General features: G+C 39.0%; 17 protein-coding genes and 2 tRNA genes. 9 read left to right on the forward strand and 10 right to left on the reverse strand.

Translation table 11 applies throughout. From position 1 onward, the window contains the following. Window positions 1-10 precede the first annotated feature (10 nt). Entirely contained in the window at window positions 11-493 is a 483-nt protein-coding gene (locus tag DBR40_RS16135) for a GNAT family N-acetyltransferase (protein ID WP_124560774.1), read from the reverse strand. Between the two features lie 153 nt (window positions 494-646). On the opposite strand from DBR40_RS16135, the gene DBR40_RS16140 reads away from it, so the two are divergent. Further along, window positions 647-1,249, forward strand: coding sequence for a hypothetical protein (locus DBR40_RS16140; RefSeq protein WP_124560775.1), 603 nt, complete (start codon window positions 647-649; stop codon window positions 1,247-1,249). A 73-nt stretch (window positions 1,250-1,322) separates the two neighbouring features. Here DBR40_RS16140 and DBR40_RS16145 read toward each other — a convergent pair whose 3' ends face one another. Beyond that, complete coding sequence (locus tag DBR40_RS16145; RefSeq protein WP_158674062.1) at window positions 1,323-2,921, reverse strand: S41 family peptidase; 1,599 nt, start codon at window positions 2,919-2,921, stop codon at window positions 1,323-1,325. A gap of 428 nt (window positions 2,922-3,349) precedes the next feature. Between DBR40_RS16145 and DBR40_RS16150 the strand changes: the two genes are divergently transcribed. Both DBR40_RS16150 and DBR40_RS16155 read left to right on the forward strand, forming a co-directional pair. Continuing rightward, window positions 3,350-3,712, forward strand: a complete 363-nt coding sequence (locus tag DBR40_RS16150; RefSeq protein WP_233603910.1) for a DUF1801 domain-containing protein — start codon at window positions 3,350-3,352, stop codon at window positions 3,710-3,712. A gap of 11 nt (window positions 3,713-3,723) precedes the next feature. Beyond that, entirely contained in the window at window positions 3,724-4,164 is a 441-nt protein-coding gene (locus tag DBR40_RS16155; protein WP_124560777.1) for an SRPBCC domain-containing protein, read from the forward strand. Window positions 4,165-4,586: 422 nt separating this feature from the next. Here the strand turns inward: DBR40_RS16155 and DBR40_RS16160 are convergent. From DBR40_RS16160 to DBR40_RS16170, 3 genes are all read right to left on the reverse strand, one after another. Next, a tRNA-Phe gene (locus DBR40_RS16160) sits at window positions 4,587-4,659 on the reverse strand. A 180-nt stretch (window positions 4,660-4,839) separates the two neighbouring features. After that, window positions 4,840-6,372 carry a sulfatase family protein gene (locus DBR40_RS16165; RefSeq protein ID WP_233603911.1) on the reverse strand — a complete coding sequence of 511 codons (1,533 nt, stop codon included), beginning with the start codon at window positions 6,370-6,372 and terminating at the stop codon, window positions 4,840-4,842. A 185-nt stretch (window positions 6,373-6,557) separates the two neighbouring features. Beyond that, window positions 6,558-6,630: transfer RNA gene (locus tag DBR40_RS16170), tRNA-Phe, on the reverse strand. Between the two features lie 229 nt (window positions 6,631-6,859). Between DBR40_RS16170 and DBR40_RS16175 the strand changes: the two genes are divergently transcribed. Both DBR40_RS16175 and DBR40_RS16180 read left to right on the forward strand, forming a co-directional pair. Further along, window positions 6,860-8,155, forward strand: coding sequence for a (Fe-S)-binding protein (locus DBR40_RS16175; RefSeq protein ID WP_124560778.1), 1,296 nt, complete (start codon window positions 6,860-6,862; stop codon window positions 8,153-8,155). 103 nt (window positions 8,156-8,258) lie between these two features. Further along, window positions 8,259-9,047, forward strand: coding sequence for a (Fe-S)-binding protein (locus DBR40_RS16180; RefSeq protein ID WP_124560779.1), 789 nt, complete (start codon window positions 8,259-8,261; stop codon window positions 9,045-9,047). A 179-nt stretch (window positions 9,048-9,226) separates the two neighbouring features. Here DBR40_RS16180 and DBR40_RS16185 read toward each other — a convergent pair whose 3' ends face one another. Continuing rightward, window positions 9,227-9,730, reverse strand: a complete 504-nt coding sequence (locus DBR40_RS16185; protein WP_124560780.1) for a hypothetical protein — start codon at window positions 9,728-9,730, stop codon at window positions 9,227-9,229. Between the two features lie 50 nt (window positions 9,731-9,780). Between DBR40_RS16185 and DBR40_RS16190 the strand changes: the two genes are divergently transcribed. Further along, complete coding sequence (locus DBR40_RS16190) at window positions 9,781-10,260, forward strand: ABC transporter ATPase (protein WP_124560781.1); 480 nt, start codon at window positions 9,781-9,783, stop codon at window positions 10,258-10,260. Between the two features lie 188 nt (window positions 10,261-10,448). Further along, window positions 10,449-12,863, forward strand: coding sequence for an AsmA family protein (locus DBR40_RS16195; RefSeq protein ID WP_158674063.1), 2,415 nt, complete (start codon window positions 10,449-10,451; stop codon window positions 12,861-12,863). A 69-nt stretch (window positions 12,864-12,932) separates the two neighbouring features. On the opposite strand, the gene mtgA is transcribed toward DBR40_RS16195, so the two are convergent. Continuing rightward, a complete protein-coding gene (gene mtgA, locus DBR40_RS16200) occupies window positions 12,933-13,661 on the reverse strand; it encodes a monofunctional biosynthetic peptidoglycan transglycosylase (protein WP_124560783.1) in 729 nt (242 codons plus the stop codon). 138 nt (window positions 13,662-13,799) lie between these two features. Here mtgA and DBR40_RS16205 point away from each other — a divergent pair, with 138 nt between their 5' ends. Then, window positions 13,800-14,612, forward strand: a complete 813-nt coding sequence (locus tag DBR40_RS16205; protein ID WP_124560784.1) for a DUF1080 domain-containing protein — start codon at window positions 13,800-13,802, stop codon at window positions 14,610-14,612. 30 nt (window positions 14,613-14,642) lie between these two features. Beyond that, on the forward strand, window positions 14,643-15,341 hold the full coding sequence (locus tag DBR40_RS16210; protein WP_124560785.1) for an SDR family oxidoreductase: 699 nt from the start codon (window positions 14,643-14,645) through the stop codon (window positions 15,339-15,341). A gap of 121 nt (window positions 15,342-15,462) precedes the next feature. On the opposite strand, the gene rplI is transcribed toward DBR40_RS16210, so the two are convergent. Genes rplI through rpsF form a run of 3 tightly spaced genes read right to left on the reverse strand, consistent with a single transcriptional unit; the run spans window position 15,463 to window position 16,538 of the window. Further along, window positions 15,463-15,906 (reverse strand): 50S ribosomal protein L9, encoded by a 444-nt coding sequence (gene rplI / locus DBR40_RS16215; protein ID WP_039478206.1) that lies wholly within the window; start codon window positions 15,904-15,906, stop codon window positions 15,463-15,465. A 12-nt stretch (window positions 15,907-15,918) separates the two neighbouring features. Further along, window positions 15,919-16,182: a 30S ribosomal protein S18 gene (rpsR, locus tag DBR40_RS16220; protein ID WP_010599582.1), complete on the reverse strand. Its 264-nt coding sequence runs from the start codon at window positions 16,180-16,182 to the stop codon at window positions 15,919-15,921. Then, window positions 16,182-16,538, reverse strand: coding sequence for a 30S ribosomal protein S6 (gene rpsF / locus DBR40_RS16225; protein WP_124560786.1), 357 nt, complete (start codon window positions 16,536-16,538; stop codon window positions 16,182-16,184). Before rpsF ends, rpsR begins: the two co-directional genes overlap by 1 nt. Window positions 16,539-16,554: the final 16 nt, after the last annotated feature.

A 16,554-nucleotide genomic window follows, 5' to 3' on the forward strand; every position in this document is an offset into this window, starting at 1 on the left:
ATTAACCAACCTACAATACCAGCAACATCCACACATTGCAGGCAAAGTGCCCTGAATTGCCTAAAGGAGCAGGAAGTTTAACAAAACCTGCTTTTTGATACATGCTTATGGCTGTTGTAAGCTCCGGAAATGATTCGAGATATACTTCGTTATAACCAAAGTGTTGTGCCGATTCGATACTTTTCTCCATCAGCATCCTGCCAACTCCTTTTCCCCTTGCCGATGCAGCAGTGTAAAGTTTAACCAATTCTACACAACCTTCAGGCAAGCCATCGGTTGGATAAATGCCGCAACCTCCTATAATCTCTCCATCCTCTTCGGCAATCCAGTAAGCTGATCCAGCCTGTTCAAATAACCGAGACAACTGGTCGGTTGTTGGGTCGGTATAAACGGTACCAGGCTTGTCTATTTTAAATTCGCGTAAAATTGTCCTGATCATTTCTGCAGTAGCCTCATTATCTTCTGCTACTATCTTCCTTATTGTAATGGCCATGCTGTTAAATTTCTTGTCAAAATAACTCAAAACCTTGTTAATTGCCAAATCCGCAGAAACTTAATAATTGTAGTTCTCACCCTTCTTTACCAATTTAAACAGTTAACCAATATCATACTAAAATAGTTTTAGTATTTTGGCGTTATGATTAACATGAAAAACACACTAATGATTTGCCTGCTTGTAACTACTGCGTTGGGTTGCGGCATTAACAAACAGGCCCAGCAAATAAAAGCGCTGGAAAACTGTACTTATAAAATTACCGGGGTTCAGCAGGTATCTATTGCAGGCACCGATGTAAAGAAATTAATGGATCAGCAAAGTTTTAGCCTTACCAGCCTACCGGGTGTAGCACTGGGCTTATTGCGCAAGGATATTCCATTAAAAGCTAACCTCAATTTAGAAATCAGCAATCCTTCAAGCAATGTGGCAGCTATAAACCAGTTCGAATATAAAATACTGGTAAACAATACCGATTTGGCCGAAGGCTTGGTTAACCAAAGTGTAAGCATTGCACAAGGTCAAACTGTAACCGTGCCGGTGCAATTGGTGAGCAATATTTATGGTCTGGTATCCAACGGCAATGTATTTAACGATATTGTAAAAGCTGCTCAAAAAGGTTCATCGGCTAAAGATGAAAAACTGGGTTTATTAACCATTAAAATTAAACCTACTTTTATGCTGGGTAATACGCCTTTCAAATATCCTGGCTACATTACCATCAATAAAGATATCAGCAGTAAAATATTGTTGTAGCACTTAGCTCGCACAAAAAAAGCGCGGTTACCTTGATAGGCAACCGCGCTTTTTTATTGATTAACTCAGGCTGTTACATTTTCCCATGTGGGGTCATTATCATTCCTTTAAATCCGTTCGGGTCTAAATGGGCATCAACCGATTTAATTTCTTCTGTTGATAAGCTTGAAGAAAGCGGTAAAGTACTTGTTTTTAAACTTGCCGTTTTTGGCGCAGTAAGCGGAAAAGCACCGGTATTGGCATAAGCCAATGCATAATATAAATAAGTTTCGGTTTCATCGCCCCAATCTTTTTTATAATCTTCATAGGCATCTTTATCAACTGTTAATCCCGAATAATATCCTCCGGCACCTGCCTGGTTTTTGGTTTCAAACTCCGGAATATACATATCGAGTTTATCAATCCTGATCGGGAAAAAGCCTACAGGCTTACCATAAGTAGTTTTGCCAATCAGTTTTACATCCATTACAGGCTTTAAACTATTAATGGTTAACTCACTCGCCGAAGCGGTAGCCCCTGTTACGATAAAATAAATCCGGCTTAAAGCCAGGTTACCCGATTTTGCAAAACGCTCTATATTATCGGCAGAGGTTGACGAATAATTTAAATCGGCATAGGTGGCATATTTTCCATTAACCCCTGTAGTAAAAGTCTGCAATTTACCTGCATCATCTAATAAAGGCTGGTGAGCCAAAATAGAAGCTTTACGCTGGGCAGTAGTAATATTTTGTAAGTAACTGTTGTAATAAGAGGTAAACATGATGCTACCATTTTGAGCAATAGGTGCTGCCAGATTGATGATTTGGGTGGCGGTGGATACATATCCTCCACCATTATAACGTAAATCGACAACAAGCTCACTTACACCCTGTGTGGCAAAATTAGCAAAAGCACTGTTTAAACCTGCGGTTGCATTATTGGTAAAGCTGTTAAAAACAATATAACCTACTTTTTTTGTTCCAACAGTGTATACGTGGGTATACAAGATTGGATTAACTGTATAGGAAGCGCTGGATACGACCACGCTTTTGGTGTTATTATTTAAATCGGTAAAAACGAGACTCACACTCGCATTTGTGCCCAAAATAGCATTGTACAGAAAACTTACATTGGCAGTGCTGTAACTGAGACTGGTACGGCCATTTACGCTCGTTATCCTGCAGCCACGGGTTAAGCCCTGCTGTGCAGCCGGAGAATTGGGGTATACATATTTTACCCTTAAATCATCAGTAGTACTGTAATTTATTGAAAAGCCATAATCGTTGGCCGAACCATTTACATCAGCCTTTAAAGCACCTGTTTTTCCGGAAGTGGCCGCGGTATAATCAAAAAACGAATATTTGGGCTCTGCCGAACTACTCACATATTCATAAGGCTTTCCGGTTGTCGGATCGTTAGAGTATTGGGTCAGGGCATAAAGCTCGGCCTCATTTGAGCCAAAGCTACGCGGATTAAAAACCTCATAAGTAGGTAACGATGTATTCCAATAGTATAGTTCTTTGGAATACAAAAAGATCGAATCTTTAGTCAGCTCTTCACGGGTTCCTGCAGGTGTAACTGTAGTCGGCGTAACGGGCTCATCGGGTACAATACTGCTTTTTTTACAGGCAGTAACTACCATAAGGCTCAAAAAGCCAATTATTAACAGCCTGTTAAATTTATTATTTTTCATGGAAGTTGGTAACATGGTGTTGTATATACGTAACGTGTTGTAATAAAGTTGTTTTTATTGGTTTATGGTTAGCCCCGAAAACAGCCCTAAAAAAACTCCCTATTGAGAACTGTTAACTGAAAACCCACCAACCAACAACTAAATTTAATTCAAAATATTGTGCAGCTACGCAGATGTATCGTTGAATTACGTAAATCTACCGATTAAATTACTTATTTATGAGATTATTATAGTGAAAATATGTTAAATATTGATGCTTGTTTTAATAAGCCTGCTGATTGGTTGACTGCTATAAAATGTGGGCACCTAAAATGAATCGGCTCAAAAAATAAATGGAAAGTTAAGTCCTTCCACCCCCTTAAATTGTCGCCTTTGCACCGCAAAAAGCAACTAAATACTAAACAACTTTGTAGTATAAATTGTTTATTATGAGTATTGTAAAAGTTAAGGCGTTTATGGATACGCTGGATCATCCTTTAAAAAAGGAAATGGAAAAGGTAATCGAAATAATTACAGCTGCCAGCCCAAAAATAGAAAGCGATATTAAATGGGGTGGACCAAGCTTTAAGTATAAAGAGGATATGGCCACCTTAAACCCCAAAATAAAAAACTATGTAGTTGTAGTTTTTCATAAGGCCTCGTTACTGAACAATGATTTTGGCTTTTTAGAAGAACAAACCAAAGGAAAGGCTTACGCCAAATTTTACACGATGGCCGATGTAGAGCAGCATACTGAAGCACTCACAAAAGCTGTAAATGCCTGGATAAACTTAATGGAAACCAGTAAATAAAATATAAAACCATGGAAAAGATTGAATTTAAAACCACAATTAATGCCAGTGCCGAAAAAGTTTGGGATATACTGTTCGGTGTGGAAAGCTATCCTAAATGGACTTCGGTTTTTGCTGAAGGATCGTCAGTAGAAACCGACTGGAAAAAAGGAAGCAGAGCAGTATTTGGGGATGGTAAAGGACAAGGAATGGTGGCGGTTATTGCAGAGAACATCCCCAATCAATTTATGTCCATCAAGCACGTGGGCGAGATAAAAGACGGTAAAGAAGTAGTGCATGATTGGGGTGAATCGCTGGAGAATTATACCTTAAAAGAAAAAGACGGGCTCACAGAACTCACTATTGATATGAACATTATCGACGAATGGAAGGATTATTTTAATGAAACCTGGCCTGCGGCTTTAAAAAAGGTAAAAGGCATGTCAGAAAGTGAATACCATGTGGAAACCTAATTGGCCAGTAATGCTTCGTTGCGTTGGCTAACGAGAAAACATTAACCACAGATAAAAAGGATAAACACAGATATTGGTCAATATTTGTGTTTATCCCTTGTTAAAAGCCTAAATTCACAACATTACAATCGGGTGCTATATTCTTCTCTTCAAGATAAATATGCAATTCCTTTATTGCTTTATCGGCTTTAGTAAGTTCGAAATAATCTAGGATGCCTTGTGTCAACAAAAAACTAATTAGGGTTTGTTCGGCAACAGCCAGGGAAAGTTCAATTTGTGTTAAAGCTACAAAAGAAATAAATTATTCCTTTACCCCCAACTTTTCCGCTTGATCCCTTTTCCGCTTGATCCAAATAAATACTAATAGTAGCAAAATAACCGTATAATAAAAAAGCCTCTCATTTCTGAAAGGCTTTTGGAAGTGGTGCCACCTGGATTCGAACCAGGGACACAAGGATTTTCAGTCCTTTGCTCTACCGACTGAGCTATGGCACCCTCCGTTTGGGAATGCAAATGTAGTGTTCTTTTTCACAAATGCAAAAAATAATTTGAGTTTTTCTGCTTTAAAAAACCGTTTAACCGACAAAAAACGCAGATCTTTCTGATAAGCAAGCAGATGCATAAAAATTATTTTTCAAGAAAATATCTGGTCTACTCACTTCAATATCTTTTAGGCTATTTTTTACTTGTCTCTGTAGCAAGTAAAGACTTTAGTTCACTCACCTTTTCTGGAAATTTAGCCACAACATTATTTTTTTCCCCAATATCAGCCTTTAAATCGAACAACTGATCGCCATTTTTGCCAAATGGGGCAATATATTTCCAATTGCCTTTTACTACAGCCAGATTATTGTATCCCTCTTCTATCATCATTTTCCGCCCTACCCGATCTGCTCCCGTAAATGCAGCAAATTGATTTTCACTATCGCCAGCCTCCCCATTTTTAATGGGTACCTTAAAATAGCCTGCAAAAGAGGCCAGCAAATCTATCTGGTTAACCAGTGCATCAGACTGCCCGGGTTTAATTTTTTCTGGCCATGAAACAATAAACGGAACTCTCGTACCACCTTCATAAACACTCGTTTTAGCTCCTCTTAATGGTCCCGCAGGCAAATGCCCGTTTTGTTTAGCAATAGCTTCGTCTGCATAACCATCATCCAATACAGGCCCGTTATCGCTACTAAAAATAATAATGGTGTTTTTGGTTAAACCCAATTCATCTAACTGCTTGGTAATTTCACCTACCGCCCAATCCATTTCCAGTATGGCATCGCCTCTGTATCCCATCTCGCTCTTTCCTTTAAACATGGTAGCAGGCATACGCGGAACATGGATATCATTTAGCGCATAATACAAAAAGAAAGGTTTTTTCTGATTTTTTTCAATGAACTGCATCGCTTTGGTCAGAAAAGTTGGGGCAAGTTCTTCATCTGTCCACCTCGCTTTTTTGCCTCCTTTCATATAACCAATACGACCAATGCCGTTAACTATTGTATTATTATGTCCTACTGAGGAGGGGAGTTTTAACAACTCGGGATGCTCTTTTCCGGTTGGTTCATCGCCAACCTTTTTACCATAATCAACCTCAATCGAATCACCTTTTTCTAAACCAATTACACTATGGTTTTCCATAAATACAGTTGGCACCCGATCTGCAGTAGCTGGAAAAATAAAAGAATAATCAAAACCAATTTCGTTAGGTCCTGGGCTGATATCACCATTCCAGTCTTTACTTACTTTATCACCAAGACCTAAATGCCATTTACCCACAATTGCCGTTTGATACCCTGCTGCTTTAAATACTTTAGGTAAACTGGTTTTATTGGTCGAAAGGATTAGTGCCGCATCACCAGGCAAAATATTACGGCCTTTTTCGCGCCAGGGATATTCGCCACTCATTAATGCGTACCGCGACGGTGTACAGGTAGCAGATGTAGTATGCCCATTTGTAAATTTCAAGCCTCTTTTGGCAATAAGATCGACATTTGGTGTAGCAATTTTTGTAGCCCCGTAACAACTTAAATCTCCGTAGCCCAAATCATCTATGTAAATAAGCACAACATTTGGCTTTTGCTGAGCAGAAACAAGGCAAGGCAAACTGCTTAAAAATGAGAGAGGTAAACCAGTTAAAATCATTTTACCTAATATACCATTAAAAAATTTCTGAAATGCGTGCTTGCGGCTGTTTTTGGCTCTATAGTTCAACATGATTGTTTTAGATGACATTGATAGGCACCCTAAATGAGGTGGTTGCAACTAATTTAGCCTACACCAACTACTAAACCAAAACTAAATAAAGCGCAAACGATTGATTATTTATATTGTTACGTAAAACTTTTTATTAAAAGCTTTAAAACCAAAAAAGCCTTTCATTTCTGAAAGGCTTTTGGAAGTGGTGCCACCTGGATTCGAACCAGGGACACAAGGATTTTCAGTCCTTTGCTCTACCGACTGAGCTATGGCACCATCCGTTTGGGATTGCAAATGTAGTGTTCTTTTTTCAAAAGCAAAACTTTTTTTCTATTATTTCACTGCTCAACTGATTATCAGTGAATTAATTTTTTGTGCATTTGAAAAAAGGCCCTAATACCTGCTTAGAATGAATACAAACAAACAATTTTATCTATTTTTTTATGCATGCATAGTAATTTATTTAGATTAATATCCTAATTTAGCGTTAACAATCTAATATTGCATGGTAGCACAGATCCTTTTTCTAGTACTTACACTTGCAGCAATTGCGCTGTTTACAGTTAACCTCCGTAAAATTATCCGTAATATCCGGTTGGGGAAAGCGGTTAATCGCAACGATCAGCCTGCAAAGCGCTTGATAACGATGTTACGTGTGGCATTTGGTCAGTCTAAAATGGTGGTACGCCCCATTCCGGCATTCCTCCATTTCTTCGTATACATTGGCTTTGTCATCATCAACATCGAGGTGCTCGAAATCATGATCGATGGAATTTTCGGCACACACCGCATTTTTAACGGCCTTGGCGGTTTATATAACTTTTTAATTGCCTCGTTTGAAATCCTGGCTTTTACCGTTTGGGTATCGTGTGCCATCTTCCTGATCCGCAGAAACATCTTAAAATTAAAGCGTTTCAGCGGGGTAGAAATGAAAAGCTGGCCAAAATCTGATGCCAACTATATCCTCATTACCGAAATATTATTAATGACTGCTTTCCTGCTGATGAATGCTGCTGATGCAAAATTACAAAGCATCGGCGCAGGTCATTACGTACAAGCAGGTGCATTTCCGGTTAGCCAGTATTTGATAAATTTATTACCATCAACCGAAAGCGCTTTGGTGATTATTGAACGCAGCTGCTGGTGGTTCCACATTATCGGTATTTTAGCTTTCTTAAACTACCTACCATATTCAAAGCATTTCCATATCATTTTTGCTTTTCCAAACACCTATTTTTCTAATCTTGAGCCTAAGGGTGAGTTTACCAACATGGCATCAGTAACTAATGAGGTTAAAGCCATGCTCGATCCGTCTTTTGTACCAGCAGAAAGCGAACCTGGTAAATTTGGGGCAAAAGATGTGACAGATTTGACCTGGGTAAACTTAATGAATGCCTATACTTGCACTGAATGTGGAAGGTGTACTTCAGTTTGTCCGGCAAATATTACAGGCAAGCTTTTATCACCACGTAAGATTATGATGGATACCCGCGACCGGATTACGGAAGTTGGCCAAAACATCGATAAACATGGCGCAGAACATCAGGATGGTAAATCTTTGTTAGATGATTACATTAGCAGAGAAGAGATCTGGGCCTGTACCAGTTGCAACGCTTGTACCGAAGCTTGCCCTGTTAATATCGATCCTTTACAGATTATTGTAGAGTTGCGTCGTTTTGCAGTAATGGAAGAATCGCAGGCACCTGCAAGTATCAATGCCATGATGGGTAACATTGAAAACAACCAGGCGCCATGGAAATACTCTCCAGCCGACCGTTTTAACTGGGCAGAAGGCTCTTAGTCTAAAGTCCTGAGTCGAGGAATATTCAAAACGAATGAGCAATTTAACAATACAATTAAACAGTTAACAATTTAAACGGTTAACCTTTAAAATACGAGTAAACATGGAATTTAAAGTACCTACAATGGCCGAATTAATGGCTGCTGGCGAAGAACCGGAAATACTATTTTGGGTTGGATGTGCCGGAAGCTACGATGAACGGGCGCAAAAAATAACCCGCGATATCTGCAAAATCTTACATCATGTGGGCATTAAATACGCTGTTTTAGGCACCGAAGAAAGCTGTACAGGCGATCCGGCAAAGCGTGCAGGTAACGAGTTTTTATTCCAGATGCAGGCCATGACCAATATTGAGGTTTTGAATGCCTACAATATTAAAAAAATCGTAACTGGCTGTCCGCACTGCTTTAATACTATCAAAAACGAATATCCAGGCCTGGGCGGAACCTACGAGGTTATCCACCATACACAGTTGATTCAGGATTTAATTAGCGAAGGGAAACTGAAAGCTGAAGGTGGCGAAAGTTTTAAGGGTAAAAAAATTACCTACCACGATCCTTGTTACCTGGGCCGTGCCAATGGCATTTATGAAGCGCCACGAAAAGCACTCGAAGTTTTAGATGCCCAGCTGGTAGAAATGAAACGCTGCAAAAGCAATGGTTTATGTTGCGGAGCCGGCGGAGCACAAATGTTTAAAGAACCCGAAAAAGGCAATAAAGATATTAACGTAGAACGTGTTGACGAAGCCTTACAAACCAATCCTCAGGTGATAGCTGCAGGCTGCCCTTTTTGCATGACCATGTTAAGCGATGGGATTAAGTTGAAAGATAAAGAACAGGAAGTTAAGGTATTGGATATTGCAGAAATTACCGCAAGAGCGAATGGCCTCTAACCTTTGAATTAACCATATAATTCATTAAAGAAAAGTAAGTCTTGGCACACCGCTAAGACTTACTTTTTATTGAAAGGAATATCCTGGCAGCAGAATTATATGACGGGTCGTCATTCCCAGCTTGACTGGGAATCTTAAAGCTTATGCAGAACGATCTCGCTGTGCAGAAATGATAAATACTAATCCCCAAGCTTCACCGCATCCTTAGCTGGCTGCGCCGGTATTTTAACAATCTGCTCTAAATTATCACGAATCTGGTTTAAATCTTCAGCCTCCATATTTTTGAGCGGGATAATAATTTGTGTTGCCATCGAATCTACATCTCCCCCTTTATCTTTATAGGTCTGTACAATTACATCATCACCCTTGGTATATAGATAGAGTTTACCCGATACGGTATTACCATAATAATCCATATCTTTAAATTTCGATAACTTAAATGCGAAATACTCCGTTTTTCCGTTATTAAAGTATCGCTTGTAACGACAAAAGCCATTGTTAGTAACATTTAGTTCATAACGCTTAATCTGGTTACTTTCCTGTGCAACATCGTAATGGTCGGAGAAGGTTTTTTGTAGAAAACCAGCACATTGTTCTAAGGGATCGGGATTGGAAAAAGCATAAAAAAACACACAAAGCGCCGAAACAAGCGACATTTTCAAGCAAAGTGTAAACTTTTTCATATGGCTAGCGTTTTAAACACACCAAATTAATTAAAATCATAAATTTGTATATGAGTTTTTCTCCACAATCAAGAGTTTGGATATACCAAAGCGATCGCAAGTTTTCTTCAATTGAAGAAAACCAGATCCTGAATAAATTAGCAGCTTTTACCAACCAATGGAAAGCACATGGTAATGAATTGCTGGCAAAGGCAGAAATTCGTTATGGCTTTTTTATTATCCTCACTGTTGATGAAAGCCAGGCCGGTGTTACCGGATGCTCTATCGATAGCTCGGTTAGGTTAATTAAGGAGATCGAAAGCGAATACCACGTTGATCTTTTTAATCGTTTCAATATTGCTTACCGCATTGACGATGAGGTGAAAGTTCAGGGCAAGGAAGATTTCGAAACATTGGTAAACATTAAGCAGATTACACCAGAAACGATTGTTTTTAACAACATGGTGCAAACACTGGCAGATTTGGAGAGCAAATGGGAAGTTCCCTTTAAAAATAGCTGGCACTCTACAGTTTTTGCACACTTGCTTTAAACATATTTAAAGCTATAGCGGTATGCTGTACTTAATATACCTTTTTATAAGTACAACTAATGGGAGAATAAACCCAAATGCTAATCAAAATTCTTAAAACCTGTAACTCTATTTTTAGTTAATTTTAGTTTACAGGCAAACAATTAGCAGCCAAAAAGCATTATATTGGTTAAATCAAAATAATGTGTATGAAACGCTGGCTCAAAATTTCCTTAAAGATATTAGCTGCTCTGGTTGTGCTGGTTATTTTAACCTGGCTGGCTGGTGCATTTTACATTAGCCGCAATAAAAAAGAAGTGCTTACTTCTATCCTATCGCAACTAAACAAAAATTTAAACGGCGAAATAACGGCTACCAGCATGGAGCCTACCCTCCTGAAAAGTTTTCCAGGAGTTTCGGTATCGTTAAATGGTGTGTTGTTGAGAGATAGCTTATGGGTACAACACAAACACGACCTTTTAAAAGCACAGGATATTGACGTATCGCTAAATGTACTTTCGCTTATTGTTGGCAACGTAAACATTAAGCAGATTGCCATTAACAATGCAGCTATTTATATCTATACCGATTCTGCAGGTTACAGCAATACCAGTATTTTTAAAAGTAAACCTTCTGCCGAGAAAAAAACATCCACTAAATCATCGGCGCTTGAAGTCAAGAAAATTGATTTTAATAGGGTAAGTCTGGTACTCGATAACAAAAAGCGGCACAAGCTCTTCAACTTTAATATCGATCAGATACAAGGCCGGATGGAATACCCCGATAGCGGCTGGACTGGCAAAATTAAGCTAAAAACCAAGGTAAACAGCTTTGCTTTCAATACCCGGAAAGGAAGTTTTTTAAAAGACAAAACTTTAGATGGCACACTCTCTGCACATTACAGCAAAGCATTGGATGCGGTAATTTTAGATCCTGAAATATTAAATATTGGCGGACATCCCTTCAAAATCGGTGCTAAAATAGAACTGGATAAATCGGCTTTTGCCATTAGCATTGCCGTTGACGATATTTTATTCAGAGATGTAGCCCTGCTTCTTGCACCCAATATTTCTTCAAAATTGTTAAAATTTGGCATTGAAAAACCAATCAACATCAGGGGGAATATTATTGATGATGGATCTGGAAAGTATGGCGACCCGCTGATTAAGGTTGGTATAACCGTAAGGGATAATGTGGTTTCAATCCCAGCAGGTAGATTAACAGCCTGTAATTTTGATGGTTCGTTTACCAATCGAGATACAGTTGGCGGCATTATTGGCGATGATAACTCTTCCATCAAGTTCCATAAACTCACTGCAAAATATTTCAACGCACCATTAAAAATCGACACTTTTACGGTTAATAATCTATCACGCCCCATTGCCACGGGCTTGGTTACTTCGCAGTTTCCGCTTTCTAACCTCAATAATTCATTAGGCACAAACGACTTTGAATTTAAAAACGGAACAGCAGATTTAAAACTTTATTGCCAAGCCGATATCGATAATTTCAAATTCACCAAACCAGTGGTTTCAGGTAAAATCAGGATTGCTAATGCCGATATCCTTTACATACCACGGAACCTGCATCTGATAAAAAGTGCATTAGATATCGATTTCAACCAAAACAACTTATCTATACAAAACGGACACTTCCAGCTAGGCAAAAGCGAGCTCAACGTAAACTGCAATATTGCTAATTTTGCTAACTTGTATTATACCGCTCCCGAAAAAATACTGGTTAACCTGAAGATGACCAGTCCACAGCTATATTTAAAAGAGTTTTTACCTTTTTTGGGCCCCAGAACAACTAAAAAAACAAAATCCAGCGGAAATAAACAGGTGGTTTCTAAAGAGTTGAGTAATGTTTTAGAGCTCTCGCAAATGAATATCCGCTTAACGGTTAATAAGGCTATTTATGAGAAGTTTATGGCTAAAAACCTCGATGCCGACATATCGCTTCGGGGAGGTGGCATTTTCTTCAATAAAATCAGTGTGGCTCATGCCGGAGGTCAATTATCCTTGGATGGGAATATCATTCAGCAGGCAGCTTCAAACAGCTTTAAAATTAACTCCAAAATCAGCCATGTAAGTGTTAAAGATTTCTTTTACTCTTTTGATAATTTCGGGCAAAACACCATTACGAATAAAAACCTTAAAGGCTACTTATCTTCTTTGGTAAATATCTCCGGCCGCATATCGCATACCGGCAAAATATTGCCCCGCTCTATCAATGGTAAGGTCGTTTTTAACCTCAATAATGCTGCGCTCGTTAATTTCGAGCCGATGGTCAAAGTAGGCAAATTCGCCTTTGCCAACCGTAATTTATCTAATGTAGAAATTAAAAACCTGGATGGCACCTTAAACATCAACGGCGATAAAGTAGAAATCAGCCCAATGCAGATAAGCTCGAGTGCATTAAACTTTAACGTAAAAGGAACATATGCTTTAGGTTCGGGAACAAATGTAGCCATGGATATTCCGCTTAGAAACCCTAAAGGAGATGAAAACCTAACCAGACAGGAAAAAAGAGAAGCCCGTATGCGCGGTATAGTGCTGCACCTAAAAGCAGTAGACGATGAAAAAGGCGGCATCAAAATCCGATGGAATAAGGATCATGATTAAATGATGTATAATGGATGATGGAAGAAAACTGCATTTCGATTATCCATATTATATTTCACATCTTACATTTTAGAAATCAAGCGGCCCCAGCCTATTCATATTTCTTAATATCAGATACTGGCGATGCCTGATGTAAGGAGTTGCATTTTTGGGTGTCCAACGCAAAGGGTTAGGAAAGCATGCAGCAATCAAGGCAGCTTGTTTTTTGGTTAATTTAGTGCACGATTTGCCATAATATTCTTGTGCAGCAGCCTCAGCGCCGTAAACGCCATCACCCATTTCGATTACATTGAGGTAAACCTCTAAGATGCGTTCTTTGCTCCAGAACAATTCAATTAATAGTGTAAAATAAGCTTCAAACCCTTTTCTAATCCAAGAACGACCTGGCCACAGGAATACATTTTTAGCTGTCTGTTGCGAAATGGTACTCCCTCCTTTTACTTTTTTACCTTTTGCATTACTGGCAAAAGCTTTTTCGATTGCTTTCATATCAAAGCCGATATGTTTTAAAAATAACTGATCTTCGGCCGATACCGCTGCACGTTTCATATTATCCGAAATCTCATCGAAATCAACCCATTTTTTTTCGGTTTTAAAAGGCTTTCCATCAGCTTTACGCTCAATGTTGCGTAAAACCATCAGCAAGGTGATGGGTGGGTTAATAAAGCGAAGTGCAATGACCCAAAGAACAGAAACCAGCAAAAAGTATAAAAACACCTTCGATGCAATGTTGGTAATCTTCTTTAAAAGCGGGTGTTTTGCTTTACTTTTCGTTTTGGTTGTCCGGGTTTTCGCCATAGCGCAAAGGTAATTAAAGGTATGGAAAAGGAAAATGTAAGCGGAAAGATTTATTAATCATCTTCTCATTTGTAAATTAAATACTGGAATAAAATTAAATGACCCGATTTTATGTATTTTGGATTCAAATTTACACAGATGAAGAAACTCGGATACCTTTTTTTTATGCTGACTCTTTTATGGGGTTGCAGCACCACAAAAAACACAAGCACCAGCAATGGCAAGTGGACTTCACTTTTCAATGGGAAAGACATTAAAGACTGGAACGTTAAAATCCACCACCATGATTACAATGTAAACTTCGGGAATACTTTCCGCGTAGAAGATGGCATTATTAAAGTGCGTTACGATCAGTACGGCGATTTTAACGATCAGTTTGGCCACCTTTACTATAAAACACCTTTTTCATACTATCATTTAAAATTAAAATACCGCATGGTTGGTGAGCTGCAAAAAGGTGCACCCAGTTATACCTTGCGCAATAGCGGTGTGATGTTCCATTCGCAGGATCCAAAAACAATGCCTAAAGAACAGGATTGGCCAATTTCAATTGAAATGCAGTTTTTAGGTGGTTTGAGCGATGGCAGGCCACGCCCTACCGGCAACATGTGTTCACCAGGCACTGAAATTTTTTATAACGGCAAAATGTTCGCTGGTCATTGTTTAGATTCGAGATCAAAAACTTACGATGGCGACCAGTGGGTATCGGCAGAGCTGATTGTATTGGGCGATTCGCTGGTTACCCACATCATTAACGGCGATACCGTTCTGCAATACAGCAAACCCCAGATTGGCGGAGGCGTAGCTAACCGCTTCGACCCCAAAATTAAGATAGACGGTAAAGCACTTAAATCAGGTTTTATCGCCCTGCAAAGCGAAGGGCAACCAGTTGATTTTAAAGATATCGAAATCATACAGCTCCCGATACCTGCCACCACAAAATCTAAGTAAACATTTTTGAGAGATATACGTTAAGAGAACATGAAAGTTGCATTAATTACAGGAGGAAGTAAAGGAATTGGGCTCGGTATTGCCGAAGCCCTTTTAAAAGACGGTTATAAAGTAGCCATAACCAGCAGAACAATTGACGCAGCCAATAAGGCGGCATCCAGTTTAGTAGCTCATGGCGATATATTGGCTATTGAAGCCGATGTTAAAGACTTTAAATCGCAACAGGAAGCAGTAAGCCTGATTATTCAGAAATGGGGGCGGCTGGATGTACTGATTGCCAACGCAGGTGTGGGACACTTCGCTCCCATTGATGAACTGGACATCAATTTATGGAACGAAATTATTGATACCAACTTAACCGGTGTTTTTTACAGTATTAAAGCCAGTGTAGAGGAAATCAAAAAAACACAGGGGCATATTTTCACCATTTCGAGTTTGGCAGGCACTAACTTCTTTGCAGGCGGTTCGGCTTACAATGCCAGTAAATTTGGTTTAACCGGCTTTACACAGGCAGTAATGTTAGATTTAAGAAAATACGGCGTTAAGGTAAGCACCATTATGCCGGGTTCGGTAGCCAGTCATTTTAACGACCACAACCCCGATGCGGAGGCCGATTCCTGGAAAATACAGCCTGAAGATATGGGCAAGCTCCTGGTAGATTTATTGTCCATGCCAGCCAGAACCTTGCCAAGTAAGGTAGAAATAAGGCCAACAACCCCGAAGGGATAGGAAAATCTGAGATTTGAGATTAAAGATTTAGCACGCGTTGGCATTCCTCAAATCTCACATCTATTCATAAAAAAAAGGCTTTTGNNCAAAAGCCTTTTTTTTATGATTCTTTAAAGAATGCTTATTCAGCAACTACTTCGAAAGGAACTTGAACTTTAACTTCTTTGTGTAAGTTTAAGTTAGCAACATATTCGCCAACAAATTTAGGTTCAGTTTCGAAAGTAATACGACGACGGTCTACATCAAAGCCTTGAGCTTTTAATGCTTCAGCAATCTGGATGGTGTTAACCGCTCCGAAGATTTTTCCGCTTTCGCCAGCTTTAGCACCGATTGAAAGTTTAACAGCAGTTAAACGCTCAGCAACACCTTCAGCATCTTTCTTAATTTTATCTTGTTTAAAAGCAGCTTGCTTTAAGTTTTCTGCTAATACTTTTTTAGCAGAAGAAGTAGCCAATGCAGCAAATCCTTGAGGGATTAAATAGTTACGGCCAAAACCTGGCTTTACTGTAACTACATCATCTTTCTCACCAAGGCCTTTAATATCTTGTTTTAAAATAATTTCCATATCTCTAGCCTCCTATTTTAATTGATCAGCAACGAAAGGTAACAAACCGATGTGACGGGCACGTTTTACAGCCTGAGCCACTTTACGTTGGAATTTTAACGAAGTACCAGTTAAACGGCGTGGTAATAATTTACCTTGATCGTTAATGAATTTCAACAAGAAGTTTGCATCCTTGTAATCGATATATTTAATTCCGTTTTTCTTGAAACGGCAATATTTTTTACGGTTATCCTCTACTTTAGGGGCAGTTACGTATTGAATTTGTTCTCTTGCCATTACGCTGCAACCTCCTTAGTTTTTTTGTTAAAAGCACCACTACGCTTTTTCTCATTGTAAGCAACAGCGTGTTTGTCTAAACGGATAGTTAAGAAACGTAACACACGCTCATCGCGTTTTAATTGAAGCTCTAATTTTGCGATCAAATCACCTGAAGCTTTGTATTCAGTTAAGTTGAAGAAACCATTTGACTTTTTGTCAATTGGATACGCTAATTTTCTCAAACCCCAATTATCCTCCTGGATAATTTCGGCACCGTTATCAGTAAGAATCGCTTTGAATTTAGCTAATGCCTCTTTCGCAGCTTCTTCAGATAACAACGGGGTTAGAACGATAACAGTTTCGTACTGATTCATTGTTATAAATTATGTT

The organism is Pedobacter sp. KBW01 (assembly GCF_003852395.1).
Lineage (GTDB): Bacteria > Bacteroidota > Bacteroidia > Sphingobacteriales > Sphingobacteriaceae > Pedobacter.